This window comes from Rhizobium johnstonii 3841, from assembly GCF_000009265.1.
Lineage (GTDB): Bacteria > Pseudomonadota > Alphaproteobacteria > Rhizobiales > Rhizobiaceae > Rhizobium > Rhizobium acaciae.
In genome coordinates, this window is sequence record NC_008380.1 from 1106884 (window position 1) to 1133545 (window position 26662).

Consider the following 26662-nt stretch of genomic DNA (forward strand, 5'->3'; position numbering starts at 1 on the left):
AATGATGACGGTCATCGACAATCACGGGGTGCTTGCAAAGGACGGCGAATTGTCGGAAGCGAGTGCGCGCGATTATTTCGAATTGTTGAAGCCACGGGTCATGTCGCTCGTGGTCTTCACTGCCTTTGCCGGTCTCGTGCTGGCACCGGGCCATATCCATCCCGTCCTCGGCACGATCGCCATCCTCTGCATCGCCGTCGGTGCCGGCGCCTCCGGCGCGCTGAACATGTGGTATGACGCCGATATCGACGCCATCATGAGCCGCACCGCCAACCGTCCGATCCCGGCCGGCCGCATCGCGCCGTCGGAGGCACTGGCCTTCGGCCTGGTACTGTCGGGCTTTTCGGTGGTGATCCTCGGTCTGGCCGTCAACTGGCTCTCGGCCGGCATCCTCGCCTTCACCATCTTCTTCTACGCCGTCGTCTACACCATGTGGCTGAAGCGCTCGACGCCGCAGAACATCGTCATCGGCGGTGCTGCCGGCGCCTTCCCGCCGATGATCGGCTGGGCTTGCGTGACCAACAGCGTGACGATCGAGAGCACCGTTCTCTTCCTCATCATTTTCCTGTGGACGCCGGCGCATTTCTGGGCGCTCGCCCTCTTCAAGATGCGCGATTACGAGGCCGTCGGCGTGCCGATGCTGCCGAACGTTGCCGGCGAACGGGTGACCAAGCATCAGATCGTCGCCTATGCGGTGCTGACCGCCGTCTGCGCGGTATTGCCGTCCTTCCTCGGTTTCGCAAGCCTCGGCTATGGCCTCGTCGCCGCCGCCCTCGGTGCGATCTTCATATACTGTTCCATCGCCGTCTGGCGCATGCCCGACGGCGATTTGAAGATGATCCCGGCGAAGAAGCTCTTCGGCTTCTCGATCTTTTATCTCTTCGCCGTGTTCTCCGCCTTGATGATCGACCGGCTGGCGCCGGTGCTGGTCTCGCATGCGGGAGGTTGGTTCTGATGGAATTGCTCAAGCTCACGGAAGCGCAGCGCAAGTCGCGCCGCAACCGCAACGTCGCCCTCGGGCTGGTGCTTGCCGGCCTCGTCATTCTCTTCTACGCGATCACCATCGTGAAGATCGGCGGAGGAATGGCCGGATGAGCGAAAACGCCGGCACACCGAAGAAGCAGGGCCGCAACAACGGCGCCGTCGTCATGATGTGCCTGAGCTTCGTCTTCGGCATGGGCGCGATGAGCTATGCCGCCGTGCCGCTCTACCGCATCTTCTGCCAGGTGACCGGCTATAACGGCACGACGCAGCGCGTCGACCAGGTGTCGAGCGTCGTGCTCGACCGCACGATGCGCGTTACCTTCGACGCCAATGTCGCCCCCGGCCTGCAATGGGACTTCAAGCCGGTCGAGCGCGAGGTCAATCCGAAGATCGGCGAGACCATCCAGGTCAATTTCACCGCCGAGAATCGTTCGAACGAGACCCAGCGCGGCCAGGCGGTTTTCAACGTCACGCCGGGTGAAGCCGGCGTCTATTTCAACAAGGTGCAATGTTTCTGCTTTACGGAAACGGACCTGAAGCCGGGCGAGAAGCTCGACATGCCAGTGGTGTTCTACATCGATCCTGAAATCGTCAAGGCGGTGGAATCGAAGAATATCCATACGGTTACGCTGTCATATACGTTCTACCCGAAAGAGGGTCCGAAGCCGGTGGCTTCGAATGAGGGTGGAGCGGAGAAGATTGAAAAGAAACTTTGATCAAGGCTCGTTTCCGGCTATGCCGGGAACGGAGTGAAGGAAGACATCCGGGGATAGCGACATGGCCGATGCTCATCAGAAGAATCACGACTATCACATCATCGATCCGAGCCCGTGGCCGATTCTAGCCTCGCTCGGCGCCTTCATCATGGCGCTCGGCGGCGTCTCCTACATGCGCTACCTGAACGGCGGTTCGTTCAAGGTCGCCGGTTTCGAGCTTGCCAATCCCTGGGTTTTCTATATCGGCTTCGCGCTGGTGCTCTACGTCATGTACGGCTGGTGGGCCGATACGGTGAAGGAAGCCCATGAGGGCGCCCATACCCGCGTCGTCTCGTTGCACCTGCGCTACGGCATGATCATGTTCATCGCTTCGGAAGTGATGTTCTTCGTCGCCTGGTTCTGGGCCTATTTCGACGCCAGCCTCTATCCGAATGAAGCGATCCAGGCCTCGCGCCTGCTCTATACCGGTGGCACCTGGCCGCCGAAGGGTATCGAGGTCCTCGACCCCTGGCACCTGCCGATCTACAACACCGTCATCCTGCTCCTGTCGGGCACCACGGTCACCTGGGCGCACCATGCGCTGCTGCACAACGACCGCAAGGGCCTGATCCAGGGCCTGACGCTGACGGTGCTGCTCGGCATGTTCTTCTCTGCCGTTCAGGCCTACGAATATGCTCACGCCCCGTTCGCCTTCAAGAGCTCGATCTACGGCGCGACCTTCTTCATGGCGACCGGTTTCCACGGTTTCCACGTCCTCGTCGGCACGATCTTCCTGGCTGTCTGCCTGATCCGTGCGCTGCGCGGCGACTTCACCCCGAAGCAGCATTTCGGCTTCGAGGCCGCCGCCTGGTACTGGCACTTCGTCGACGTCGTCTGGCTGTTCCTGTTCTTCTGCATCTACGTCTGGGGCGGCTGGGGCGCACCTGTCGCAGCCGGCTGACCGGAACCATATTCATGCAAAAGGCGGGCCTCGTGCCCGCCTTTTTTGTTGGCAAATCTCGTTTTGCTTGGCCTCGTGCCACTGATGTCCGGTTTGCGCGGATAGCTGCCCCTCACCCTAACCCTCTCCCCGTTCTGACGGGGAGAGGGGACGTACCATACGAGACGAGAGAGAGGGACGAAGAGGGCGCGGCATGTCCCTTCGCCCCGTTTACGGGGAGAAGGTGCCGGCAGGCGGATGAGGGGCTGCCCTCGGCAATCTCCTGGGCCGAGGTGAGGGCGCCCGTACCCACTCTTATCGCCTCAGCGCGCCCCGGCGATCCGTTCGAAGGCCGAAGGTTCGGGAATGCCGAGATCCAACTGATGGCGGATCGCCTCGGCGCATTCGAGCGGTGTCAGCACTGATGTATCGACCTCCATGTCGTAGATGCCGGGACGATGCACCTCGTCCTGCCAGCGCTGCACTGGCTCTGGAATGGGCACTTCCTCCGTGGCGCTGAGATAAAGCGTCTCGCGTCCCTCCTGGACAATGTCGCGCCGCTGCATGATCGTCTCGATCGGACAGCGCACGCCGACGAACAGGACGGGAAAGTCTTCCAGTCGCCGGGCGCAATCGCTGAGGATGCCGAGCGGCTGCGAATAGCTGTCGTGGTGGCCGAGATCGGCGACGACATTGAGCCCCAGGCTGGCATGGATGGCGATCGATTCGTAGAGTGCTGCATAAAAGAACGGCACCAGTTCCTCCAGGTCCGGCCGTTCGCCGCCCGGCCGCAGTCCGATGCCCGGAAGGTAGCGCTTCGGTGTCATGGCATTGTAGCTGTCGACGCCGAGGTTGATCCACGGCCCCTCGAAGTGTTCCTGTACGGCGCGCGCGATGCTCGATTTGCCGCTCCGCGGCGCGCCGTTCAGGATAATGATCTGCACGGAATGGCTATCATTGGTCATCAGTCTTCTTCTTCTGTTTGGCGCGAATCATTACAGCGCGCCGCGCGACTTTTCAGACGCGGCAAGGACGCTGTAACACTTTGAATTGCTGATAGTTCCTCACATCGATTCCGATGTGAGGAACTATCAGCGGGACGAAATCACGCAGGCATTTCCCTTCGTCCTGCGAATAATTTATGGGAGAGTTAAGGCAGCATCGAAAAAGCCGCGGCCGCCAAGGCTGCCAGAAGGAATGCCATGAACGAGGACAGCGCCCATTTTCCGCCCGTCGATCCGGTGAAGTCAGGCATCAAGGGCTGCTGCCCGCGCTGCGGCCAGGGCAAGCTCTTCGATGGCCTGCTCGGCGTGAAGCCGCGCTGCGCCGCCTGCGGCCTCGATTATTCCTTTGCCGATTCCGGTGACGGCCCGGCCGTCTTCGTCATCCTCATCGTCGGCTTCATCGTCATCGGCATGGTGCTGTGGCTGCAGGTGAATTACGGGCCGCCGATCTGGGTGCATATCCTGCTCTTTGCTCCGTTGACGATTATCCTGTCGCTGCTGACGCTACGCTGGTTCAAGGGCATCCTGATCGCCATGCAATACCGCCATAATGCCCGCGAAGGACGCCTGAGTGACTGATATCGACCATGCCGCGCCGCGCCGCCGGCTGCCGGTTTTCACCGGCATCCTGGTGCTGATCGCCCTTGCCATCTTGATTTCGCTCGGCACCTGGCAGGTGGAGCGCCTGCACTGGAAGGAGGGCCTGATCGCTGATATCGCCGCGCGGCAGGCAGCAAGCCCCGTGCCGCTCGCCGACATCGAGGCGATGGCGGCTGCAGGCGGGGACATCGAATACCGCAAGGTGACCGCCAGCGGCCGCTACATCAACAACAAGGAGCGGCACTTCTTCGCCACCTGGCGCGGCCAGACCGGCTATTACATCTATACCCCGCTCGAGCTTGCCGACGGGCGCATTCTCTTCGTCAATCGCGGCTTCGTTCCCTATGACAATAAGGAGCCGGAAACGCGCATGCAGGGCCAACTGACGGATCAGCAGACCGTCACCGGCCTGGCGCGCGAAAAGCTTCCCGGCAAGCCTTCCTGGGTGGTGCCCGACAATGACGTCGCCAAGAACATCTTCTACTGGAAGGATCTCGACGTCATGGCCGAGAGCGTCGGGCTGGAGAAAGCGAGCGTCATTCCCTTTTTCGTCGATGCCGATTCCACCCTCAATCCGGCCGGCCTGCCGATCGGCGGCGTCACCCAGGTGGATCTGCCGAACGACCATCTGCAATATGCTTTCACCTGGTACGGGCTTGCCGCCGTGCTTCTCGTCGTGGTGGCGATCTCCTGGTTCCGCAAGGGGGCCAAGACACCTCAGCAATAGTATCACTTCAATTCTCGACCATATTGGGCTAGAGGTCCCTAAATCTCTCAACCCGGAACAGACATGAATATTGCGGCGAAACCTCCTTTGACGATCAGGCTCTGCGGCCCACGCGGCTTCTGCGCCGGCGTCGACCGCGCCATCCAGATCGTCGTGCTGGCGCTGAAATCCTATGGCGCGCCGGTCTATGTGCGCCACGAGATCGTCCACAATCGCTATGTCGTCGAGGGGTTGGAAGCCAAGGGCGCCGTCTTCGTCGAGGAACTGGACGAGATCCCGGCCGAACATCGCGCCCAGCCGGTGGTCTTCTCCGCCCACGGCGTGCCGAAATCCGTGCCGGAGGATGCGGCAAGCCGCAACCTCTTCTATCTCGACGCCACCTGCCCGCTGGTCTCCAAGGTCCACAAGCAGGCGATGCGCCACAATCGCCTCGGCCGCCATGTCGTCCTCATCGGTCATGCCGGCCATCCCGAGGTGATCGGCACGATGGGGCAATTGCCGGAGGGGTCCGTTTCGCTGATCGAGACGATCGAGGATGCCGACGCCTATGTCCCTGTTGATCCCGACAATCTCGGCTATGTCACCCAGACGACGCTATCGGTCGACGATACGGCCGGCGTCATCACCCGCCTGCACGAGCGCTTCCCGAACCTGACGGCGCCGGCGGCGGACTCGATCTGTTATGCGACGACCAACCGCCAGGAAGTGGTGAAGCAGGCAGCGCCCGGCTGCGATCTCTTCATCATCGTCGGAGCGCCGAATTCGTCCAATTCGAAGCGCCTCGTTGAAGTGGCGCTCAGGGCAGGGGCGAAAAAATCGATTCTCGTGCAGCGCGCCGCCGAGCTCGACTGGGACGAGATCGGCGCGATTTCGACGCTCGGCCTTTCCGCCGGCGCCTCGGCCCCCGAGGTCATCGTCAACGAGATCATCGAGGCTTTCCGCGCCCGCTTCGATGCCCGCGTCGAACTGGCCGAAACGGTGCAGGAAACCGAAAACTTCCTCGTCAACCGCGAACTGCGCAATATCGAGCTGACGGCGGCCGATATGGCCTTCGTCAACGGCTAGATCGGCCTTCGGCCTAAGCGTCCACTCCGGCAAATCCAATATCAACAAGGCATGAAGGGCGAGACCTCACTTGGCAGTCTATACCGATATCGCCGAAGACGATCTGAAATGGTTCCTGACGGAATATGACGCGGGCACGCTGCTTTCCTACAAGGGGATCGCCGAAGGCGTCGAAAACTCCAACTTCCTGCTTCACACCTCCAAGGATCCGCTGATCCTGACGCTCTATGAGAAGCGGGTGGAAAAGAGCGACCTGCCTTTCTTCCTCGGCCTGATGCAGCATCTTTCCGCCCGCGGCCTGTCCTGCCCGCTGCCGCTGCCGCGCCGCGACGGCGCGCTGCTCGGTTCGCTGTCCGGCCGTCCGGCGGCGCTGATCTCCTTCCTCGAAGGCATGTGGCTGAGAAAGCCGGAGGCGAAACACTGCCGCGAAGTCGGCAGGGCGCTGGCCGAGATGCATGTGGCCGGCGACGGTTTCGCGTTGAAGCGGCCGAATGCGCTGTCGATCGACGGCTGGCGGGGGCTCTGGGAGAAATCCGAAGCGCGCGCCGGCGAGGTCGAGCCTGGCCTGCGAGACGAGATCCGCAGCGAACTCGATTTCCTCTCCGCCGCCTGGCCGAGTGGCCTGCCGGCCGGCGTCATCCACGCCGACCTCTTCCCCGACAACGTCTTCTTCCTCGGCGACCAGCTCTCCGGCCTGATCGACTTCTATTTCGCCTGCAACGACCTGCTCGCCTATGACGTCTCGATCTGCCTGAATGCCTGGTGCTTCGAGAAAGACGGCGCCTATAACATCACCAAGGGCACGGCGATGCTCGAGGGGTACCAGAGCGTCCGGCCGCTGAGCGATGCCGAAATCTCAGCCTTGCCGGTGCTGTCGCGCGGGTCTGCGCTGCGCTTCTTCCTGACGCGGCTCTATGACTGGCTGACGACGCCTGAGGGCGCCATGGTCACCAAGAAGGACCCCCTCGAATATCTCCGCAAGCTGCGGTTCCACCGCCAGATCAAATCGCCCGCCGAATATGGATTGAGCCTATGAAACACGTCGATATCTTCACCGACGGTGCATGCTCCGGCAATCCCGGCCCCGGCGGCTGGGGCGCGGTGCTGCGTTATGGCGATGTCGAAAAGGAGCTTTGCGGCGGCGAGGCGGATACGACCAACAATCGCATGGAACTGCTGGCGGCGATCTCGGCGCTATCGGCCTTGAAGAGCCCTTGCGAGGTCGATCTCTATACCGACAGCGCCTATGTCAAGGACGGCATCTCCAAGTGGATTTTCGGCTGGAAGAAAAACGGCTGGAAGACCGCTGACAAGAAGCCGGTGAAGAATGCCGAACTCTGGCAGGCGCTGGAGGCGGCCCGTGACCGCCACAAGGTGACGCTGCACTGGGTCAAGGGCCACGCCGGCCACCCGGAAAACGAACGCGCCGACGAACTCGCCCGCAAGGGCATGGAGCCTTTCAAGAAGGGCAAGGCGGTTTCGTTTTAAGTGTGCAGCCTCACGCATCCGCCAGGGAAAAGCCCACTTGCGTGACTTGCCTTCTGCCCACCCCACCCTCCGTCATCCTCGGGCTTGACCCGAGGATCCACGGTGGTGTCCATCAGCATCGGGCATAGATCCTCGGCTCAAGGCCGAGGATGACGGAGATTGGGGTGGCGTTCCAACCAAACTCCGTGCTGGCTTAACACTCGCCGCCAACCGACAGGGCTTCGCAGAGTCGATGATGGGGAGGATTGCCTCTCCTCTTGATTCCTCGCCAAAGGCCTCCAGCACCTCACGCCGCCCGCTGCTGCGGCGCGGTCGCCGCGCCCTGGATCAGCCGGTGCAGATATTCGAGCTTTGCCACAACAGGCGAGGACAGAACGAAGGGGTAGGAGTCGGGCTGGCCCATGCTGCGCTGGATGGCGTTGATCGCGATGCTGAGCGGCACCCAGGCGCTGACCAGCTGTTCGGCGCTTCTTGCCCTGTAGGGGATGAAATCCACCTCGCCTGATATTTCCTCATGGCCGCTCGGATCGATGGCGATGCCGAAGGCGCGCGCGGTTTCGAGCGTATCGACGATGTGGAGGTAATGCGCGAAGCATTCGGCAAAATCCTCCCAGGGGTGCGACGCCGCATAGGCGCTGATGAAATTGTCCTGCCATCCCAACGGCGCGCCGCCGGCATAATGGGTCTGCAGGGCTGACATATAATCCTGCCGTTCGTCGCCGAAGACGGCGCGGAAATCGGCAAGGCCGCCCCGATCGCGCACCAGCTTGTTCCAGATAAAATGGCCGGCCTCGTGGCGGAAATGGCCAAGCAGCGTGCGGTAGGGTTCGTTCATCGAGCTGCGCGCCTGTTCGCGCGTCGCATCGTCGGCCTCCGCGGCGCGGATGGTGATCAGGCCTTCCTCGTGACCGGTCATAGCCGGCACGATAAAGCCGTTGCTCTCTATCGAATCCTCGAGGAAATCGAAGACCAGGCCGCCTTGCGGGTCTTGCGCCCGATCCGGATGCGGCAGCTTCCAGCGCAGCAGCGAATAAAACAGATGACGCTGCGCCTGGCTGATGCGCCGCCAGCGATCGATGCCGTCCTGGGTGTCGGTGTTCGGAACCAGCCGGTTATGGCGGCAGGCAACGCAGAATTCGCTCTCGCCATCATCGTCCACCAGCCAGTTGCAGATGTCGAGGCTGGCATTGGCACAGAAGCGGACGTCACGATCGGGATTGGAAACGAGCTGCCAGAGCGTCTCGTCGCGCGGTTCCAGCGCATGCATTGCGAGGTCGCCTGGCAAGAAGCCGAGGCGATGGTTGCAACGCACGCATCGACGGTTGTCGAAGTGGACGACCTGATCGCAATTGTCGCAGGCAAAAAGCTTCATCTTGTCTATCTCTGCAAAGCATGAGGATGGGGGATTAAAAATGCCTGCCGCGCGAGGGGCGCAGCAGGCATGGTTCTTGAAGGATGCACGATTGCTCAGAGCCGGTCGACGGCACCCTTGAGCTTGTCCTTGACCTTGCCGGTTGCGACTTGTCCCTTGCCTTTGGCTTCCTGGACGGCGCCCTTGGCCTGCATTTCGCGATCGTCCGTCGCCTTGCCGACGGCCTGCTTGGTCTTGCCGGCAATTTCGTTTGCCTTACCGGAAATCTTGTCGCTGGTGCTACCCATTATGTGATGTCTCCTTGGTCAGCATGGGCCTTTTGTCCATGCTTGCCGAAATGAAACGTCACTCGCAGCTATTCGTTCCCGCTGCCGTCAGGTCAGTTGCTGTCAGGGCAGCCTCTCAAGCATGGCCGGCTTCGGCCGAAAGCATGGCAGCGGTCACGCCCATGCCGGCGAGCGCCCGCTCGTATTTGTCGTCGAGGCTGCGGTCGAAGATCAATTCCTCATTGGCCGGGCAGGTGAGCCAGCCATTGTTGACGACCTCGCTTTCGAGTTGGCCGGCCGCCCAGGAGGAATAACCGAGCAGCATCGTTGCCCGCGTCGGCCCGTCGCCCTTGGAAATGGCGCGCACGATATCGAGCGTCGCCGTCAGGCAGATATCGTCGCTGACGGGGATCGAGGAGTCGCTGGAATAATCGTCCGAATGCAGCACGAAGCCGCGGCCGCTTTCCACCGGGCCGCCGGTCTGGATCGGGAATTCGCGCGCCCGCTTCGGCAGCACGATCGAATCTTCCTGCTTGATCATGTCGAGATGCAGCAGCACATCGGTGAAGGTAAGGCTCTGCGGCCGGTTGATGACGAAGCCCATGGCGCCGGCATCCGAATGCGCGCAAATGTAGATGACAGTGCGCGCAAAATTGCGGTCTTCCATGCCCGGCATGGCGATGAGGAACTGGCCATCGAAGAAGCCACGTTCCCGTCTGTTCTTCAGCGTCAATAAGGACATCGTTCCTCCTGCTGCTAGACCGCACCAAGGCCTCGACAAAAGAAACATGGGCCAATGTCACACATCAATCAACTGAAAATGAAGATTTAAATCGCCGCGACTTCTGGCGGCCAAACAGCACATTCGGTAAACCTTTGTTCCATGATGATTATTTCCTCAGGCCCGCGCAGGCTTTTAATCGCGGTTGTATCGGCGGTCGCAGCCCTTGTGCCGTTTTATTCCGCCCATGCGGAAGTGAGCGCCTGGGCGGACAACGAAGGCGGCCGCATGCGCCTCGTGGCGCTCGCGCCCGATGCCGGCGGCAAAATCCGCGCCGCCCTTCAGATCGAGCCGAAGCCCGGCTGGATCACCTATTGGAAAGAGCCCGGCAACAGCGGCATTCCGCCGCAAATCACCATCGCGCCGGAAAGCGGCGTCACGCTCGATGCCATCGCCTATCCCGTTCCGAAGCATTTTTTCAACGGCGCGATCGAGGATATCGCCTATGACGCGCCCGTGACGCTGCCGCTGTCGCTGACGGCGGCCGGCAAAGGCCCGGTTACGATCGACGCTGCCGCTTTCATCGGCATCTGCAAGGATATCTGCATTCCCTTCCAGGCGAATTTGCAGCTGAAGCTTGGCCCCGCCATCCAGTCGCATCCTGAGGAGGAGGCGATCCTTCAGGCCGCCGATGCGAGGCTGCCGAAGCCGCCATCGCAGGATTTCGACGTGACGGCGCATGCGATGTCGCCCGACAGGAAGACGCTGTCGCTCGATCTCGTCTTGCCGAACGAGGGGCCGGGCGAGGGGAAGGCCGCGCCCGATATCATCGTCACCGGCCCGAGCGGCTATGCCTTCACCAAGCAGATCGGCGGCAAACGCGACGGCGCCACCTTCAAGGTCGCTATATCAATCGGCAAGCTGCCGAAGGATTACGACATGGCAGGCAAGCAATGGAGCGTGCTGGTCATCGACGGAAAAAGGGCGATGGAGACGACGCTTGCCTTCGAATGACCGGTCTTGCCTTTCAATGACCGGTCTTGCCTTTCAATGGCCGGCCTTGCCTTTCAATGATGGGCTCCTATAGTCGCCTCCGATCCCCTGCGGCGCCCGCCGCCGCAAAGCTGGAATCCCTAAAGCCAGAACCCCTACAGAACCAAGGAGAAGACCATGACCATCGCGATCGGCGACAAGCTTCCTGCCGCCACCTTCAAGGAAAAGACGGCTGACGGCCCGGTCGAAATCACCACCGATCAGCTCTTCGCCGGCAAGCGCGTCGTGCTCTTTGCCGTGCCGGGCGCCTTTACGCCGACCTGCTCGCTGAACCACCTGCCGGGTTATCTCGAAAACCGCGACACCATCCTTGGCAAGGGCGTCGACGACATCGCCGTGGTCGCCGTCAACGACTGGCACGTGATGGGCGCCTGGGCGCAATCCTCCGGCGGCATGGGCAAGATCCACTTCCTCGCCGATTGGGATGCCGGCTTCACCAAGGCCGTCGGTCTCGACGCCGACCTCTCCGCCGGCGGCCTCGGCCTCCGCTCCAAGCGCTATTCGATGCTGGTGGAAGACGGCGTCGTCAAGGCCCTCAACGTCGAGGAAAGCCCCGGCCAGGCAACCGTCTCGGGCGCCGCCGCGATGCTGGAACAGCTCTGAGCTTCGAACAAGATCTGCCCCTCACCCTAACCCTCTCCCCGTTCTGACGGGGAGAGGGGACGTGCCATGCGAGAGCGAGGTGGGAACGGAGAGCTTGCGGTATGGTCCCTTCGCCCCGTTTACGGGGAGAAGGTGGCGGCAGCCGGATGAGGGGCACGCGCCGACGGTCTCTACGCTTGCTAGAGCTCGAGCGGTCGCAGGCGGCGCGTCGCACCCGCGGCCTCGGTCAACCGGCCAGCATCTCCATAGTGTCGCGCCATGTGAAATGCGAAGTGCGCTTCGAGATCAGCCATCGGCCGCCCTGGCGCACATATTCGTCATTGTAACAAACGCCGCTGGTATTCCTCATCTTTTTGCCATCGACCTTATTGACGAGGACAACGAGGCAGTAAAACCAAAGATCTAAAGCGTGGCTGAAAGATCGTAACGCGCTTTAGTCCTTCATCGGCTCGCCGAGCGTATGCATCAGGCGGTTCGCCCAGCCGAAGATCGCCGAGGAGAGGACGAGATCGAGAGCCTCCAGCTCGTCGAGCCCGACGTCCGCCAGCGCCTGCGCGTCGGCCGCGACCGCCTCGGGCGGCGTCGTCGACAGTCGTGCCGAAAAGTTGAAGATTTCCTGGAGGTGCTCGTCGAGCGTTGCTTCGAGACCATCGGCGAACACGGCTTCGATGACATCGGTGCGTTTTGTCAGATTGTTGAACCGGGATGCATGGACGGCGGCGCAGTAGACGCAGCGGTTGACGACGGAGGCGGCGACGGCACCCAGTTCGCGCTCGCTGGCTGCCAGTCCGTCCTTGCCGTACATGATCAGGTTGAACAGCGGCGAGCGGACCGCGAGCGTCTCGGGGTCGTGCGCCAGGGTCAGCACATAAGGCGAGATGCCCTTGTTCGACGGCGTCGTCTGCATCGCTGCATGCTGCTCGTCGGTGGCGGTTGCGAAATCGACCGGAACGACATAGGGCTGCCAGCGCGGCACCGTGGTGGTGAAGGTGTGGACGACCTCGCTCATCGCATCTCTCCGAGCAGCCTCAGGCCGGCGAGAACCCGCACCTGGTAATTGACGAAAGCCGCAAGCTCCGCGAGCCGGACGATGTCGGCATCTGTTACGCCGACCTGGCGCAATGCCTCCACATGGGCGCGCGTGGCATCGCGCGGCGCAACCGTGAGCCGGTCGGCATGGCGAACGATCTCGGCGGTGCGCGGGTCCGCGACGTTCGTGTCCGGTTCGGCGAGCAAGGCTGTCGCCGGTTCGTCGGCACGGGCAACGAGCGTGTCGTAATGGCTTGTGAGCGCCGGGCTGCGGTTGTGGCGCGCCATGCGGGCGGCGAGCGCAGCCCTGAGGCCGTGCGACAGTCCGCCGGGATCGCGTGGCAGAAGCACTGCGTCGTGGGCCGCTTCGCTGAGGCGCAGGATCTCCGCGCGTTTCCCCATGGCTTCCGCGAGCGCGGAACCCGGCCTCACAGAGGCAAGAGTTTCGATGAGTGTCAAAACAAGCTCCTCAATACGTCACGGACATAAGCTCTAGGTAGGCCGGACCTCCTATTATGTCAAACTGGAATGCTAAACAGGCTTTGATGTGAATTTTTTATTTATTGATAGTCGTCAAATGAGAATTGTCATGCTTTACTGACATGAAGGAGAGTGTTTGATGTCCACTATGCATTCTAACTCTTTCGATATCCGGCAGCTTGAAGCCTTCGCGGCGGTCATGTCGACCGGTAGTGTGACGGGGGCGGCGCGACTGCTCGGCCGGTCGCAGCCGGCGGTAACGCGGCTTATCCAGGATCTGGAGGCCGATATCGGCTATGCGCTGCTGCATCGAAGCGGCCCGCGCATCAGCCCGACCGCGCGCGGTCTGCTCTTTCACGCCGAGGTGGAGCGCCATCTTGCCAGCCTCGCCCACATCCGCGAACGGGCGAACGCCATCGGTCTCGATGAGCCGCCGTCGCTGACGATCGCCGCCACGCCGTCGCTTGCGGCCGGCGTTCTACCGCAGGCGATCGCGGCCGTCGCGCCGGATCTGATACCGCGTCATCTCCATGTGCAGGCGCTGGCGGCCGAGAACGTCGTGCAGGCCGTGCTCGCCCGCTCGGCGGATTTCGGGATCTCAAGCCTGCCGCTGGAACATCCCGGCCTCGAGGTGCACTGGATTGCCGAAGCGCCCTGCGTTGTCGCTCTTGCCGCCAGCGATCCGCTGGCCAACGATGACATGGTGCGTCTCTCCGATCTCGCCGAGCGCCGCATCATCACGCTCGCCAATCCTTACCGCCTGCGGCACCGCATCGACGAGGCCCTGGAGCGGGCGGGCGTGGCGCCGCAACGGATGATCGACGTCAACGCCTCGCTGACGGCCCTGACGATGGTCCGGGCCGGACTGGGCGTCGCCATCGTCGAGCCGGCGACGGTCTGCGGCGTTCCGCTCGAGGGGATCGTGATGCGCGTCCTCGACCACACCATCCCCTTCCTGTTCGGCGCCATCTCGCCTGCCGCGATGCCGCTGACCCCGACGGTCGCCGCCGTGATCGATGCGGCGCGCGCCGTGGCGCTTGCGATGCCCGGTTGCCGGCTGCATGACGCAGGCGGCGTCGAAGCATTGGCCGACACCGTCTACGGCGGTAGCCCGATGACCGAGGACGTGCCGTCATGAGCGACCTCTCGATGTTTCCGAATAATCTCGAAGCGCTCGAGGCACGCCTGCGGCAGGACCTTGCCTGGCTGGAGCTGCCGGCCAAGTCCTGGGTTCCGCCCCGCATCGTCGATGGCCAAGCGGTCGTCGACGTCGTGATCATCGGTGCGGGGATGGCCGGGCTCGTGGCCTCCGCCATGCTGAAGCGGCTCGGCGTCGCCAACCACATCGTTCTCGATAAGGCGCCTGCCGGAAGCGAGGGTCCGTGGGTCACCTTCGCCAGGATGCGAACCCTTCGCTCTCCCAAGCAACTGACCGGGCCGGCGATGGGCCTGCCGGCGCTGACGTTTCGCGCCTATTACGAGGCGCTGCATGGCCGCGATGCCTGGGTCGCGCTCGACAGGGCGCCGCGTGAGACATGGATGGACTACCTGGTGTGGTACCGGCGCGTGCTTGACCTGCCGGTGCGCAATGGGGTCGCCGTCGATGCCATTCGTCCGCGCGCCGACGCCCTGCTCGATGTCGTCTGCCGTCACGATGGCCGGTCCGAAACGATGATCGCGCGCCATGTGGTGCTGGCGACGGGCCGCGACGGCCTCGGCGGTCCCTTCGTGCCGTCGATTGCCCACCGCATCGAGCGCAAATTCTGGGCTCATACCGCCGACCCTGTCGATTTCGCCGCATTGCGCGGCAAGCGGGTCGGCGTCGTCGGAGCCGGCGCCTCGGCGATGGACAACGCTGCCACCGCGCTCGAGGCCGGCGCCGCCCGGCTTGACCTGTTCGTGCGCAGGACCGACCTGCCTCGAATCAACAAATTCACCGGCATCGGCAGCCAGGGCGTGGTGCACGGCTTCGCCGGTCTGCCGGATGACTGGAAGTGGCGCTTTCTCGACTACGCCATGCGCGCGCAGACGCCGCCTCCGCGCCCGAGCGTCCTGCGTGTCAGCGCATTCCCGCAGGCCCATCTTCATCTCGGAAGCCCGATCGATGGATTGCAGCAGGAGGGCGACCATATCGTTGTGACGACGCCGAAAGGCAGCTATCCCGTCGATTTCCTGATCTTCGGCACCGGCTTCAAGGTCGAGCTGACGAACCGGCCGGAACTCGCCGCCGTCGCATCTCACATCCGTCTCTGGCGCGACCGCTTTCCCGTGCCCGCGGACATGCGAAACGACGAGCTTGAAACCTCGCCCGACCTCGGCGACGCGTTCGAGTTCCTCGAGGCCGAGCCTGGCGCCTGCCCGGCGCTGGCCCGCATCCACTGCTTCAACTTCCCGGCGACGCTCAGCCACGGCAAGCTCACGGGCGATATTCCCGCAATCAGCGAAGGCGCCGACCGGCTCGCCCGCGGCATCGTCAGGGCGTTGTTCGTCGCCGACCGCGAGCGTCATTTCGCCGATCTCCAGGCCTTCGACACGCCCGAATTGCTCGGAGACGAGTGGGCCGACGACGAGACCGCGACGTTTTCCGACCTATCTGCCGAAAGGACACCGACCCGAAATGCTTGAGCTCAAAGACCTAAAGCTGTCCTACGGAAACACCCAGGTCCTGAACGGCGTCGATCTCTCGGTGAACCGCGGCGACGTGGTGTCGATCATCGGCCCCAGCGGCACCGGCAAGACGACGTTGCTGAAGTGCATCAACTATCTGGCCAAGCCGGCCTCCGGCACGATCGCCTTCGATCAGGTCAGGATGGATTACCGGAAGCCGGACAGCACCGCGGTCCAGGCGATCCGGCTGCGGACGGCGATGGTCTTCCAGCAGTTCAACGTCTTCAAGAACATGACCGTCATTCAGAACGTGATGGATCCGCTCGTGGTCGTGCAGCGCAAGTCGAAGGACGAGGCGCGTTCGATCGCTTTGCAGGAGCTTGAGCGGGTGGGCCTTTCGAACAAGATCGACAGCTACCCGTCCCAGCTTTCCGGCGGTCAGCTGCAGCGGACCGGCATTGCGCGTGCGCTGGCCGTCAAGCCGGATGTGATGCTCTTCGACGAGCCGACGTCGTCGCTCGACCCCGAACTCGTCGGCGAGGTTTTGAAGGTGATCAGGGACGTCACGTCATCAGGCATCACCTCGCTCCTCGTCACCCACGAGATGCAGTTCGCAAAGAACATCTCGAACCGCATCGTCTTCATGGATCGGGGCGTCGTCGCCGCTCAAGGCAGCCCTGCCGAGATCTTCGACACGCCCTCCAACCCGCGCCTTGCCCAGTTCCTGAATTCCGAACACTCCATCCAGTAAAGAAAGGGTGCCTGACATGTCTTCCATCAAGTCGACTTCCCGCCGTAGCTTCAGCCTCGCTGTCGCCGGCGTTGCCTTTGCCCTCGCAACCGCGGGCCTATCGCATGCCGAGGACGTGCGCACCGTCAAGATCGCGACGGCTGCCGAATCCAAGCCGCTCTCCTGGGGTGCCATCGGCGTCGAGCCGCAGGGTTACGAGCCCGACGTCCTGAAGGCGATCAACGCCAAGCTGCCGCAGTACAAATTCGAGATGGAGGGTGCTGCCGACATCGCCCAGGAGACCGGCCTCGCGACCGGCAAGTACGACATCGCGACCGGCGGCTACTACCGGGCGCCCGCTCGCGAAAAGCAGTTCCTCATTCCGGAGAGCCCGATCGGCGCCAGCCTGATCAAGATCTACAGCCGCAAGGACAGCGGCATCAACGAGATGAAGGATCTGGTCGGCAAGAAGATCGTGCCGGTGACGGCCGGCGGCGGCATCTACAAGTTCGCCACTGCCTGGCAGGAAAAGAACCCCGACTTTAAAATCGAGATCACCGCGTCCAGCGCCGGCATTCCCTATCCGGATCGTCTGAAAGAGGTCGAGAACGGCAAATACGACGCGCTGGTTCTGCCGTCGAACCTCGGCGAGCAGACGGTCATCGACCAGCAGAAGCTCGAGGTCAAGGCGAGCGAGCCGGTCGCGATCAACAACACCTTCGTCCTGATCCATCGCTCCGAGGAGAACAAGGCGCTCTCCGCAGACATCGACAAGGCTCTGAAGGAGCTCAAGGCCGACGGCACGCTGGCAAAGCTCTCGCAGAAATGGTTCGGCGAGGACATCACCACCTACATGAAGTAACGCCGGGCAACGATCGGCGATCAGGCCAAGACCGAAACAAGGAGTGTTCCGAAGTGGACCTATCCATCATGATCCCCGAGCTGCTCAAGGCGCTGCCGCTGACGCTTGCGATCACGTTCACGGCCATGATCGCCGGCTTCCTGCTGGCCCTGATTGCGACGACGTTCCGGGTGCGCAGGATACCGGTTGTCAGCCAACTGGCCGACCTCTACGTCTCCTATGCCCGGAGCGTCCCCGTCGTGCTCCAACTGTTCGTTGCCTTCTACGGACTGCCGCTGGTCGTCGCCTTGTTCGAGGTCGAGGACTTCGTGTCCCCGAACGTTGCGGCCATCGTCGGCCTCAGCCTCTACCATGGAGGCTATCTTTCCGAGGTTCTGCGGCCAGCCTACCTCGCCGTAGAACGCGGCCAGCACGATGCTGCCGACAGTCTCGGATACACATTCCTTCAGAAGATCCTTCGGGTCGTCGGACCCCAGGCGGTGCACATTGCCCTGCCAGGCTACGGCAACTCGATCATCTACCTCATCCACAACGTCGCACTGGTGATGTACATCGGCGCCGCTGATGTCATGGCGACCGCCCATCTCGTCATGGAGCGCGACTACAACCAGTACCAGTTCGAGACCTACCTTGTGCTGGCGGTGATCTATTCGCTGCTATGCCTCCTGGCATGGATCGTCGTGCGCTTTTTCGAAACGCGAAACGCAAAGTTTACGCCCAATACCGCACCGGCCAAGGCCACGATGATGGCAAGCGTCTGATCGAATAGGAGGTCATCACATGTTCGATTCCGAAGTCCTTCTTCCCGATCTCTGGGATATCCTTGGCGCGGTCCCGGTGACGCTCGCCATGGCGCTTGGCATCTTCGTCTTCTCCACGATCGTCGGCAGTCTTTTCGCGATGGTGGAATATCGGCGCGTCCCGCTGCTTCGGGAACTGGTCGTCGCCTACAAGGTGGTCTTCAAGGGCGTTCCGATGGTCATCGTGATCTTCCTCGCCTATTACGGCCTGCCGCCGACGCTGCAGTTCCTGACTTCGCTCGTCGGCATCGACTATAACGGTCACTCGACGCCGAACTGGATCACGCTGATCGTCGCCCTGACCGCCTGCGTCGCAGCCTTCCAGGCGGAAGTGGTGAAGGGCGCACTCAACTCCTTCGACAACGGTCAGGCCGATGCGGCCTACTCCCTGGGCTACAAGCGCAGCCAGCTGTTCCGCCGGGTGATGCTGCCTCAAGTCATCGTCGCGGCCATCCCGGATCTTGCCAACTCCATCATGGTGATCATGAAGGCGCTGTCGCTGGGATTTGCAATCGAGGTCGTCGACATCTTCGCGCAGTCGCAGTTGACCGCGGCGCTGAACTTCTACTATCTCGAAGCCTTCCTGATCGCGGTCGTCATCTACATGGTGATCGCCTACATCGTCACCTACGCCGCCGACCGGATGGAGCGGGCTCTCAGGGTATGGGCCTAAAGCGCGTCGGGCGCTTTCCTTGATCGATGATATTCCAGATCACCAGATTTGCGCTTTGCATAGCGCTGGTTGGTTGATTGAAGGCGGGATGGGCCGATGCGAATTTGGATGACCAGGCCGCAAACTCTTAGTTCGGGATGGCAGCAAAGCTGTCAGGACCTGAAACCCAATGAAGTTGGTCTAAGAAGGTCCTAAGCCTGTGAACAGCTCGTTCAGGCGTTTCCGTCCGCGTCCATTGCCGGCGTTCCACATTCGTATCGATATAGCGAAACTCTATCAGGCCCGATGATTGCGCTGAAATCCGAAGGTAGGCCACTGAGGGAGGGGCATGGTTGGTTTGCTGGACGCATAGATCAGCCATCGATGTCCATCCGAACAGCGCATCCCGAAGCGAACTTCGAGCGATGAAATCGGCAAGTTGCTCAATGCCCTGCAAAGCTGACGAGAATTTTTCGTCTTCCGAACGTCCTCGCGCGTTGCGAATATGGTCAACAAGTAGGGGCCATGGCCTGATCATGCGTCAAGTCTGGCTCAGCAGCATATGGCTGTCAAATGGATGCACGCACGCGATCATCTCATGTCGAATGCTGCCCGTATTAGCCTAGCAATGAAACTGGGATTAGCTCCCGCCTCAATCTCGCCGCAATTGTTATAACATAACCGTAATGTTATTACATTGTAGGATGCGCCATGCCCCCGAGCCCCGACCGCCCCTCCGTCAGCCTGCTGGGACAGTCGGCATTATCCAGGATGATCGGCATGGCGCTGGTCATTGCCTTCCTCTGGTTGGCGATCCACTGGGCGGTTCTCTTGCCATGACGCCGCTGATCCGCCTCGAGAATTTGACCGTCGCCTATAACCGGCACCCCGCCGTCCACCATGTCTCCGGCGCCTTCGCCTCGGGCAGCCTGACGGCGATTGCCGGGCCGAATGGGGCGGGCAAGTCGACGCTATTGAAGGCGATCATGGGCGAGCTTCGTCCCGCCGAGGGCAGGGTCGAGCACCGGCTGGGGCGGGCGGAATTCGGTTATCTCCCGCAGGCGGCCGAGATTGACCGACGCTTTCCGATCTCGGTGATCGACACCGTCATGCTCGGGGCCTGGAAGAAGACGGGCGCCTTCGGCCGCATCGCGCCTGCCGAGGTGAAAAGGGCAGGCGAGGCGCTCTCCGCCGTCGGCCTCGAAGGCTTCGGCCGGCGCCATGTCGGCTCGCTGTCGGCCGGCCAGTTCCAGCGCGTGCTCTTTGCCCGCCTGCTGCTGCAGGATGCCGGCATCATCCTGCTCGACGAGCCGTTTACGGCAATCGATGCCCGCACCACCAGGGATCTCGTCGATATCGTCACCCGCTGGCACGGCGAGGGCCGCACGGTGATTGCCGTGCTCCACGATTTCGAGCTGGTCCGCGCCCACTTCCCGCAAACCCTGCTGCTCGCCCGCGAGCTGGTCGGCTGGGGTGCGACCGCAGACGTCATGTCCTCCGTCAATCTCCTCAAGGCCCGCGCCATGGCCGAGCGCTGGGATGAGGATGCCGCAGCCTGCGACCCTGAACAGGCGCCGGCGGCATGACGGCTTACGATCTCTTCCTGGCGCCCTTTGCCGATTACGGTTTCATGCGCCGCGCGCTCGTCGCCTGCCTCTGCCTCGGGCTCGGCTCCGGCCCGATCGGCGTTTTCCTGATGCTGCGGCGCATGAGCCTGATGGGCGACGCGATGAGCCATGCGGTGCTGCCGGGGGCGGCCATCGGTTACCTCGTCGCCGGCTCCCTGTCGCTGACGGCGATGGGCCTCGGCGGTCTGATCGCCGGCCTGTCGGTGGCGCTGCTTTCCGGTGCCGTCAGCCGGATGACCGTGCTGCAGGAGGATGCGAGCTTTGCCAGCTTCTATCTCGCCTCGCTGGCGCTCGGCGTGCTGATCGTCTCGCTGCGCGGCTCGAATATCGACCTCCTGCATGTGCTCTTCGGCACCATCCTGGCGATCGATGCGCCCGCCCTCTATCTGATCGGCGCGATCACCTCGCTGACCCTCGTCATCCTCGCCTTCATCTACCGGCCTTTGGTGGCCGAATGTTTCGATCCGGGGTTCCTTCGCGCCGTCGGCGGGCGCGGGCCTGTCTATCACGTGCTCTTCCTGCTGCTGGTGGTGCTGAACCTCGTCGCCAGCTTCCAGGCGCTCGGCACGCTGATGGCGGTTGGCCTGATGATGCTGCCGGCAGCCGTTGCCCAGCTCTGGTCGCGCAGCTTAGCCGTGATGATGGCGATATCAGCCGCCAGTGCCGCCGCATCCGGTTATCTCGGCCTGATCGCCTCCTACCATCTCGAACTCGCCTCCGGCCCGACGATCATCATGACGGCGGCGATCCTCTACGGCTTTTCTATTCTTTTCGCGCCCTCCGGCCTGGCCCGGCGCTTCTTTCCCCGCCCGCATTTGAAGGGCTGATACCAAGGAGACTTCGATGACATCGCACAGACTGCTTCTCTCCGCAGCAATCCCCGCTTTGATGGCGCTATCGGCCATGCCCGCCTCCGCCGAGACGCTGAAGGTGGTGGCGTCCTTCACCGTGCTTGCCGATGTTGTGAAACAGGTCGGCGGTGAGCATGTCAAGGTAACGAGCCTCGTCGGGCCGAACGGCGATCCCCATGAATTCGAGCCGTCGCCGGCCGACGCGAAGAATTTGAACGCGGCGCAGGTTACCTTCGTCAGCGGCGAGGGGCTCGAAGGCTGGATGGACCGGCTGATCACCGCCTCGGGCTATAAGGGCAAGCCGGTGACCGTTTCCGAAGGCATCAACACCCGCACCATGGAAGAGGACGGCGAAAAAATCACCGATCCGCATGTCTGGAACAGCCCCGTTAACGTCAAGGTCTGGGTCGCCCATATCGAAAAGGCGCTGTCATCGGCCGATCCCACGGACGCCGCCGCCTTCAAGGCCAACGCCGAGAAGTACACCAGGACGCTGGATGAATTGAACGCCTACGCCCACACGAAATTCGACAAGGTGGCCGACGATCGCCGCAAGGTGCTGACCAGCCATGACGCCTTCGGTTATTTCGGCCGCGAATATAATGTCAGCTTCCTGGCGCCGCTCGGTCTGTCCACAGAAAGCGAGGCATCGGCCGCCGACGTCGCCAAGCTGATCGAGCAGATCAAGGGCGAGCATGTGAAGGCCTATTTCTTCGAGAATTCCAACGATCCGCGCCTGGTCAAGCAGGTCGCCAAGGCAACCGGTGCCGAGCCCGGCGGCGAGCTCTATGTCGAATCGCTGTCCGACGCCAAGGGGCCGGCGCCGACCTATGAAAAGATGTTCAAGTACAATGTCGACCAGCTCGCCGCCGCCATGGCGAAATCGAGCTGAGGATCGAGGGGGCTGCGGGGTTCGACCCCGCAGCCTTCACAAATTGAGGTCGAAGACCAGGATGCCGGCAAGGCCTCCATCCGTCGACGAGACGATGCGCTCGCCCACCGTCACATGCTCGGGATGGATGAGATAGCCGTCGCGGGCCTCGGCGCTTTCAAAGGTCACGGCAAACCCGTCGACGAAGCCGCCATGCAGTCCCTCGGGCGAAACATTCGGCCCGTATTTGATATCCAATATGCCGGGGATGAGCTGTTTCAGGGCGGCGATCGCTTCGAACAGCGACTGCTTGTCGTCGTTCGTCATCGCGGTCTTCAGCCGCAGGAACACGCAGTGCAGGATCATCAGTGGTCCTCCCGATTTCTTTGGCCGATTTTCTTTGGCCCGATTTTCTTTGGCTGGAGAATAGCGGCGAAAGCCGGGAGAGCAACGAGATTTATTTTCACGCAGGCGTTGCGCCGCGAGCCGGCAGATTACATCTGGTCGGTCTTGACCATGGGCCGCTTGTAGATCTTCTGGACGAGATCGCTCGCCAGCGCGCGGGCTTCGTCTTTTTCAGCCGGCGTCATCGGCCGGCAGGTGTTCCTGGTGTTTGAACTGTCCAGCACTGTCGTAGAGCCGGAATTGGCGATGACGAGATGCCAGCTGCAGGAGGCGACCTTGTCGATGGCGACAGCACCATGGCAACCGGTGGACAGGCAGAAGGCAATGGTCCTCTGCGCCCCGTTGTCGCCTTTATAGGCCAGCGCGACGGCTTTCTTGATATCCGTGACCCATCGCTCGCATTGCGCCTGTTTTGCCCCGGGCTGGCAGCTCTTGGTAACGGGAGTGACGTCGCCGGCCTGAAGCGGCGAGACGCAAAAAACACCCATCGAGAGGGCGAGCAGAAACTTGAGCATGGGATTTTCCTTGTGCAAGCAATGAGAGACGCACATCGCAGGCCGTTGGTCAATGGCCACTCACAAAAGGGAAGGGTGGCGGCCGACAGACGTTGGCGCGCCACCGGGAAATTCGTAATTGCGTCGCAAATGCCACCGGCCCTTTCCCGCAACTCAACTGGCCGGATTGCGCCGCGAGCGGACGCTCAGACAATCAGCGACCGTAAAGGTTCCGTCCGGTGAACGGTGCTGCCCAAATAGACACGACTCCTATACCCCGGCCTTATGCCCTCTCCGTCATGGTGAAGGCTGAGACAGATGTGCCGGGAGAGAATTTAGGTGCATTAAACCGGCAGCACTCCATGGGGGGAAACGGCTGAACTAGGGTCTCAAATACCCCCTCGTAAAAAATTTCTCATCTTAGTAAAGTTAGGCAAAAGGGTGAGACAAATGAGACATTTAATTATCGGAGCTGGAGCGACATTCGCAGAAGCCTGCGCCCTTGGAAACCCGCGCGAAAACTGCCCACCTCTCATGAGAGATTTCGCCAGGAAGACTTGGGCGAACTATACCCCACATCCGCTTTTGGAACGATATTTAAACGAACTAGGTTTCACTGACCTAGGGATTGATCCGAGAGAGCTATTTTACAATCTAGAGGAAGCGGGAACTGCAAACGTTGAACGTTTCATGGAATATTGCTGGCAGAATAGACACCTCAAATTTCCGGAACTAAGCGAACGGGTGCCAAACGGATTTATATCCGGTGGTCGAATATCAGTTGCGGGTGCTGTTGAAGCTCCAATTTCTCTCGGTGAGGAATTTTGGGAAAACTTCCTTTATCATGGCATTGGTTCGCCTATTCAATTTCTTACAATACAATGTTTTTTTGAGAACGGCGTAGGCTGGAAGGACCTTTCCCTTTCAAAAGCAATAGCTAGATCGCTGGGCCAAGGCGACCTTGTTCTCAACCTCAACTACGACACTGTTTTTGAGCTGGCGCTTGAACAGTTAGGGCAACCATTTTCATATGCACCTAATGTCGCTCAAAACGGCGAGGTTGTCATTTGTAAACCTCATGGCTCCCTGAACATGGTTTCAAATAATAACGGCTTTATGTTTGGACAGCCAAGTTGGCTGGGAATGCCTCAGCCATCCGGCTACCGTAGCTTTTCAGGTTTGATACCGCCTCGATTGAACAAGCAGTATAACCAACACCCAATATCAAAGATAATCATCCAATCGGTCCAAAATCGGATGCCCGACGAGCTGATATTTTGGGGTATTGGCTTGACAGACAGCGATGTTGATTTGGTCGAGCTTTATAAGGCTTGGTCCAAGAACATGCCGTCTGTAACGGTTATTAACCCAGATATTGGCGTTGCCGAAAAGATTGCAGCCATCCTCCGACTATCGGTTCGGCATTATCCAGACTTGTCCGCTTGGCAGGCAGGATGCCCGTAAGTGGTCGACCCATGTCGTCAGTGCGAACGTTCGACACGGCGCATACTCGTCGCTGTTGCGCTCCGATGCCGATAGCCGATCAAACCGACCGCTCCGTTCACGCCCGTTTCGTCAACGGAAAGCGGTCACGAAGCAGCCGCAGCACCGATTCCGAAGGGATCGGCAGGCCGAAAGGGTAGCTCTGACCGTCGTTGCAGCCCATCTTGGCGAGTTCGATCGCATCCTCGTTGGTTCGATCCCCTCCGCCACCACCGTCACGTCAAGCTCGCGCGCCGTCGCTATTCCAGAACGACGACGGCTTCGACCTCGAAGAGCATGGGGTCGATGGCAAGCTTGGGAACGGGAATCAGCGTCTGCGCCGGCAGTGCTTCGCCGAACATGTCCTTGACATTCCCAGTCAGCACCTCGAGCTTGGACATATCGTGATCGACCACGAAGACCGTCAGCTTGGCGACCTGATCCGGCTTTGCGCCGAGCGCATCGAGGGCGGTGCGCAGATTCGCATAGGCCTGCTTCACCTGGACGGCGAAATCGGGCGACAAGGCGCCCGTGCCGTCCTGGCCGCCCTGTCCGGAGATGTAGGCCAGCCGGGCTCCGCGGGGCATGATCACCGCCGTGCTGTAGCCATTCGGCGAGGGGTCGTAGAGGTTTTTCGGATTGACGATGGTCAGCTTGAGATCGTCCTCATTGGCTGTCGCGGCGGTGGGAACGCTGATGGTCATGATGAGTCCTCCGATAATGAGATGCTTGAATGCGCGTGGCATGACTTCTCCTGGCTTCCCCAGGGCTGCGACAGATCCTCGCGGCCTGCAGGATGGAATCTTATCGCTATACGATTGAACTCGTACGGCGTACGATTAAATTGCATCGTACGGCGTACGAGTCAATCGGTCAGCATCGACATTCCCTGTATTGTCGGCTTAGATCGACGTCTGATGAGTAAAGGAAGACGGATGGCAGCCAAACGCAGCGGCGCTGAGAGCAAAGGGTCTGGGCGGAGAGGTGCGTCACCTCAGTCCGGGCAGGAGCCGCGCAGTGAGCCGCCTCTCTCGCTGGAACGGATCGTGGCGACCGCGGTGGAACTGCTGGACGCCGAGGGCGTCGATGGATTGAAGATGCGCCGGTTGGCCGATCGCCTCGGCTCGGGCGCGATGAGCCTCTATTGGCACGTCGGCAACAAGGAGGAGGTCTTCGATCTGGCGCTGGATTCAGTGCTCGAATATCGCGGCCCGCCTGAGATCGTCGAGTCTCGAGACTGGCGCGGCGACATCGTTCATCTGCTCGAAGACTGGCGCGCCAGCATGCTGCGCCATCCCTGGTCGGCATCGCTGCTGCCGCGCCGGGCGCTCGGCCCGAACATCCTCATTCGCCTGGAACTGCTGAGCAAAACCTTGTCCGGAGCCGGTGTCACCGATGCGGATTTGAACGTCGCGATCTGGTCGCTCTGGAACTATGTGATCGGCGCGACCATCACCCGGGCGAACTTCGATCTCTCGGACGACGACAGGGCGGCCGCGCAGCAGCGCCTGACAGGTCTGAGCCAGCACTATCCGACGATCGAACGCTCCCGTCTGCTGCTGGATAATGATTGGGACGGCGCTTTCAGGAAGGGTCTCGACTTCCTGCTCGATGGCCTCGCGCCGAGACAGTGAACAATCGTCATTCCTGGACGAGACGGTGCCGGATTCTGCGCGCGCCGTGGGTGATCCCGCTCTGCCGCGACATGGCTCCCGGCTATTTCCGCAGGATTTTCTCCATCGCTTTCCCCTTCGCGAGTTCGTCGATCAATTTGTCCAGATAGCGGATTTCCCGCATCGTCTTTTCTTGGATGTCTTCCACGCGGACGCCGCAGATCACGCCGGTAATCGACGATCGCGAGGGATTCATCCGAGGCGCTTGCGCAAAGAAATCCTCGAAGTTGGTCTTCTCAGCCAACTGATCGTCCAGACTCTGCTGGCTGTGTCCCGTCAGCCAACAGATGATTTCATCGACCTCCGTCTTCGTGCGCCCCTTCTTCTCTGCCTTGGCGACATAGTGGGGATAGACGCTCGCGACGCTGATGGAATAGATGCGATGCTTCGTCATGCGTGATCCTCAACGTTCCAGATATTTTCCGGCTTGAGATAGCTGACTTCAAGACCTCAACAAGTGGCGGATAATGGGCAAGCCTTCCGCCGCGCGGGCGCGAAGTAGATTGGCGCGAAGCCGGCCTTTAGTCGTTACCGGGAAAACCGATGAGACTGGCGGTTCCGGTCAGGCCCATTTCGTCAG

General features: G+C 61.4%; 34 protein-coding genes. 23 read left to right on the forward strand and 11 right to left on the reverse strand.

Annotated features, from left to right (window positions below; translation table 11 throughout):
* Positions 1 to 4 precede the first annotated feature (4 nt).
* The 4 genes from RL_RS05315 to RL_RS05330 all read left to right on the forward strand — a co-directional run bounded on the left by RL_RS05315 (position 5) and on the right by RL_RS05330 (position 2640).
* Positions 5 to 955: a heme o synthase gene (locus RL_RS05315; RefSeq protein ID WP_011650758.1), complete on the forward strand. Its 951-nt coding sequence runs from the start codon at positions 5 to 7 to the stop codon at positions 953 to 955.
* Positions 955 to 1095 carry a hypothetical protein gene (locus RL_RS40060; protein ID WP_011650759.1) on the forward strand — a complete coding sequence of 47 codons (141 nt, stop codon included), beginning with the start codon at positions 955 to 957 and terminating at the stop codon, positions 1093 to 1095. Before RL_RS05315 ends, RL_RS40060 begins: the two co-directional genes overlap by 1 nt.
* Complete coding sequence (locus RL_RS05325) at positions 1092 to 1700, forward strand: cytochrome c oxidase assembly protein (RefSeq protein ID WP_011650760.1); 609 nt, start codon at positions 1092 to 1094, stop codon at positions 1698 to 1700. The genes RL_RS40060 and RL_RS05325 overlap by 4 nt, the downstream gene beginning before the upstream one ends.
* Positions 1701 to 1761: 61 nt before the next feature.
* Positions 1762 to 2640 (forward strand): cytochrome c oxidase subunit 3, encoded by an 879-nt coding sequence (locus RL_RS05330; RefSeq protein ID WP_003545992.1) that lies wholly within the window; start codon positions 1762 to 1764, stop codon positions 2638 to 2640.
* 302 nt (positions 2641 to 2942) lie between these two features.
* Here RL_RS05330 and RL_RS05335 read toward each other — a convergent pair whose 3' ends face one another.
* The gene (locus tag RL_RS05335) at positions 2943 to 3584 is read right to left on the reverse strand and encodes a chloramphenicol phosphotransferase CPT family protein (RefSeq protein ID WP_011650761.1); all 642 of its coding nucleotides are present in this window, start codon (positions 3582 to 3584) and stop codon (positions 2943 to 2945) included.
* Between the two features lie 237 nt (positions 3585 to 3821).
* On the opposite strand from RL_RS05335, the gene RL_RS05340 reads away from it, so the two are divergent.
* From RL_RS05340 to rnhA, 5 genes are all read left to right on the forward strand, one after another.
* A complete protein-coding gene (locus RL_RS05340) occupies positions 3822 to 4202 on the forward strand; it encodes a DUF983 domain-containing protein (protein ID WP_011650762.1) in 381 nt (126 codons plus the stop codon).
* Positions 4195 to 4950 (forward strand): SURF1 family protein, encoded by a 756-nt coding sequence (locus tag RL_RS05345; RefSeq protein ID WP_011650763.1) that lies wholly within the window; start codon positions 4195 to 4197, stop codon positions 4948 to 4950. Before RL_RS05340 ends, RL_RS05345 begins: the two co-directional genes overlap by 8 nt.
* Positions 4951 to 5013: 63 nt before the next feature.
* The gene (ispH, locus tag RL_RS05350; RefSeq protein ID WP_011650764.1) at positions 5014 to 6015 is read left to right on the forward strand and encodes a 4-hydroxy-3-methylbut-2-enyl diphosphate reductase; all 1002 of its coding nucleotides are present in this window, start codon (positions 5014 to 5016) and stop codon (positions 6013 to 6015) included.
* 70 nt (positions 6016 to 6085) lie between these two features.
* On the forward strand, positions 6086 to 7051 hold the full coding sequence (locus tag RL_RS05355; RefSeq protein ID WP_011650765.1) for a homoserine kinase: 966 nt from the start codon (positions 6086 to 6088) through the stop codon (positions 7049 to 7051).
* Positions 7048 to 7503, forward strand: coding sequence for a ribonuclease HI (gene rnhA, locus RL_RS05360; protein ID WP_011650766.1), 456 nt, complete (start codon positions 7048 to 7050; stop codon positions 7501 to 7503). Before RL_RS05355 ends, rnhA begins: the two co-directional genes overlap by 4 nt.
* A gap of 286 nt (positions 7504 to 7789) precedes the next feature.
* Here the strand turns inward: rnhA and RL_RS05365 are convergent, their stop codons facing one another.
* From RL_RS05365 to RL_RS05375, 3 genes are all read right to left on the reverse strand, one after another.
* On the reverse strand, positions 7790 to 8875 hold the full coding sequence (locus tag RL_RS05365) for a zinc-binding metallopeptidase family protein (protein ID WP_011650767.1): 1086 nt from the start codon (positions 8873 to 8875) through the stop codon (positions 7790 to 7792).
* A gap of 95 nt (positions 8876 to 8970) precedes the next feature.
* Positions 8971 to 9162, reverse strand: coding sequence for a CsbD family protein (locus RL_RS05370; protein ID WP_003546001.1), 192 nt, complete (start codon positions 9160 to 9162; stop codon positions 8971 to 8973).
* 115 nt (positions 9163 to 9277) lie between these two features.
* The gene (locus RL_RS05375; protein ID WP_003546002.1) at positions 9278 to 9883 is read right to left on the reverse strand and encodes a YqgE/AlgH family protein; all 606 of its coding nucleotides are present in this window, start codon (positions 9881 to 9883) and stop codon (positions 9278 to 9280) included.
* Positions 9884 to 10024: 141 nt separating this feature from the next.
* Here RL_RS05375 and RL_RS05380 point away from each other — a divergent pair, with 141 nt between their 5' ends.
* Entirely contained in the window at positions 10025 to 10876 is an 852-nt protein-coding gene (locus tag RL_RS05380) for a protein-disulfide reductase DsbD domain-containing protein (RefSeq protein WP_041936190.1), read from the forward strand.
* Between the two features lie 156 nt (positions 10877 to 11032).
* Entirely contained in the window at positions 11033 to 11518 is a 486-nt protein-coding gene (locus tag RL_RS05385; protein WP_011650769.1) for a peroxiredoxin, read from the forward strand.
* Positions 11519 to 11744: 226 nt separating this feature from the next.
* Here RL_RS05385 and RL_RS38985 read toward each other — a convergent pair whose 3' ends face one another.
* From RL_RS38985 to RL_RS05400, 3 genes are all read right to left on the reverse strand, one after another.
* Positions 11745 to 11867: a nuclear transport factor 2 family protein gene (locus RL_RS38985; protein ID WP_233938558.1), complete on the reverse strand. Its 123-nt coding sequence runs from the start codon at positions 11865 to 11867 to the stop codon at positions 11745 to 11747.
* A gap of 84 nt (positions 11868 to 11951) precedes the next feature.
* A complete protein-coding gene (locus RL_RS05395) occupies positions 11952 to 12527 on the reverse strand; it encodes a peroxidase-related enzyme (protein ID WP_011650770.1) in 576 nt (191 codons plus the stop codon).
* Positions 12524 to 13006, reverse strand: coding sequence for a CMD domain-containing protein (locus RL_RS05400; protein WP_011650771.1), 483 nt, complete (start codon positions 13004 to 13006; stop codon positions 12524 to 12526). Before RL_RS05400 ends, RL_RS05395 begins: the two co-directional genes overlap by 4 nt.
* A 160-nt stretch (positions 13007 to 13166) precedes the next feature.
* Here RL_RS05400 and RL_RS05405 point away from each other — a divergent pair, with 160 nt between their 5' ends.
* The 10 genes from RL_RS05405 to RL_RS05445 all read left to right on the forward strand — a co-directional run bounded on the left by RL_RS05405 (position 13167) and on the right by RL_RS05445 (position 22049).
* Positions 13167 to 14165: a LysR family transcriptional regulator gene (locus tag RL_RS05405; RefSeq protein WP_041936191.1), complete on the forward strand. Its 999-nt coding sequence runs from the start codon at positions 13167 to 13169 to the stop codon at positions 14163 to 14165.
* On the forward strand, positions 14162 to 15652 hold the full coding sequence (locus RL_RS05410) for an NAD(P)-binding domain-containing protein (RefSeq protein WP_011650773.1): 1491 nt from the start codon (positions 14162 to 14164) through the stop codon (positions 15650 to 15652). Before RL_RS05405 ends, RL_RS05410 begins: the two co-directional genes overlap by 4 nt.
* Complete coding sequence (locus RL_RS05415) at positions 15645 to 16385, forward strand: amino acid ABC transporter ATP-binding protein (protein WP_011650774.1); 741 nt, start codon at positions 15645 to 15647, stop codon at positions 16383 to 16385. Before RL_RS05410 ends, RL_RS05415 begins: the two co-directional genes overlap by 8 nt.
* A gap of 16 nt (positions 16386 to 16401) precedes the next feature.
* The gene (locus tag RL_RS05420; RefSeq protein ID WP_011650775.1) at positions 16402 to 17226 is read left to right on the forward strand and encodes an amino acid ABC transporter substrate-binding protein; all 825 of its coding nucleotides are present in this window, start codon (positions 16402 to 16404) and stop codon (positions 17224 to 17226) included.
* A 53-nt stretch (positions 17227 to 17279) separates the two neighbouring features.
* Entirely contained in the window at positions 17280 to 17987 is a 708-nt protein-coding gene (locus RL_RS05425; protein WP_011650776.1) for an amino acid ABC transporter permease, read from the forward strand.
* 19 nt (positions 17988 to 18006) lie between these two features.
* Entirely contained in the window at positions 18007 to 18699 is a 693-nt protein-coding gene (locus tag RL_RS05430; protein WP_011650777.1) for an amino acid ABC transporter permease, read from the forward strand.
* A 690-nt stretch (positions 18700 to 19389) separates the two neighbouring features.
* On the forward strand, positions 19390 to 19518 hold the full coding sequence (locus RL_RS40975) for a hypothetical protein (RefSeq protein WP_261317152.1): 129 nt from the start codon (positions 19390 to 19392) through the stop codon (positions 19516 to 19518).
* Positions 19515 to 20264 carry a metal ABC transporter ATP-binding protein gene (locus RL_RS05435; protein WP_011650779.1) on the forward strand — a complete coding sequence of 250 codons (750 nt, stop codon included), beginning with the start codon at positions 19515 to 19517 and terminating at the stop codon, positions 20262 to 20264. The genes RL_RS40975 and RL_RS05435 overlap by 4 nt, the downstream gene beginning before the upstream one ends.
* A complete protein-coding gene (locus RL_RS05440; protein WP_011650780.1) occupies positions 20261 to 21133 on the forward strand; it encodes a metal ABC transporter permease in 873 nt (290 codons plus the stop codon). The genes RL_RS05435 and RL_RS05440 overlap by 4 nt, the downstream gene beginning before the upstream one ends.
* A gap of 16 nt (positions 21134 to 21149) precedes the next feature.
* Positions 21150 to 22049, forward strand: a complete 900-nt coding sequence (locus RL_RS05445) for a metal ABC transporter solute-binding protein, Zn/Mn family (RefSeq protein WP_011650781.1) — start codon at positions 21150 to 21152, stop codon at positions 22047 to 22049.
* Positions 22050 to 22085: 36 nt separating this feature from the next.
* Here RL_RS05445 and RL_RS05450 read toward each other — a convergent pair whose 3' ends face one another.
* The gene (locus RL_RS05450; RefSeq protein ID WP_011650782.1) at positions 22086 to 22394 is read right to left on the reverse strand and encodes a Dabb family protein; all 309 of its coding nucleotides are present in this window, start codon (positions 22392 to 22394) and stop codon (positions 22086 to 22088) included.
* 128 nt (positions 22395 to 22522) lie between these two features.
* Positions 22523 to 22948, reverse strand: coding sequence for a hypothetical protein (locus RL_RS05455; RefSeq protein ID WP_041936192.1), 426 nt, complete (start codon positions 22946 to 22948; stop codon positions 22523 to 22525).
* Positions 22949 to 23377: 429 nt separating this feature from the next.
* Here RL_RS05455 and RL_RS37030 point away from each other — a divergent pair, with 429 nt between their 5' ends.
* A complete protein-coding gene (locus RL_RS37030) occupies positions 23378 to 24391 on the forward strand; it encodes an SIR2 family protein (RefSeq protein WP_011650784.1) in 1014 nt (337 codons plus the stop codon).
* Positions 24392 to 24669: 278 nt separating this feature from the next.
* Here the strand turns inward: RL_RS37030 and RL_RS05465 are convergent, their stop codons facing one another.
* Positions 24670 to 25155, reverse strand: coding sequence for a RidA family protein (locus RL_RS05465; protein ID WP_011650785.1), 486 nt, complete (start codon positions 25153 to 25155; stop codon positions 24670 to 24672).
* A gap of 189 nt (positions 25156 to 25344) precedes the next feature.
* Here RL_RS05465 and RL_RS05470 point away from each other — a divergent pair, with 189 nt between their 5' ends.
* Entirely contained in the window at positions 25345 to 26043 is a 699-nt protein-coding gene (locus RL_RS05470) for a TetR/AcrR family transcriptional regulator (RefSeq protein WP_011650786.1), read from the forward strand.
* Between the two features lie 82 nt (positions 26044 to 26125).
* Here the strand turns inward: RL_RS05470 and RL_RS05475 are convergent, their stop codons facing one another.
* On the reverse strand, positions 26126 to 26476 hold the full coding sequence (locus tag RL_RS05475) for a DUF2200 domain-containing protein (RefSeq protein ID WP_011650787.1): 351 nt from the start codon (positions 26474 to 26476) through the stop codon (positions 26126 to 26128).
* Between the last annotated feature and the right edge of the window lie 186 nt (positions 26477 to 26662).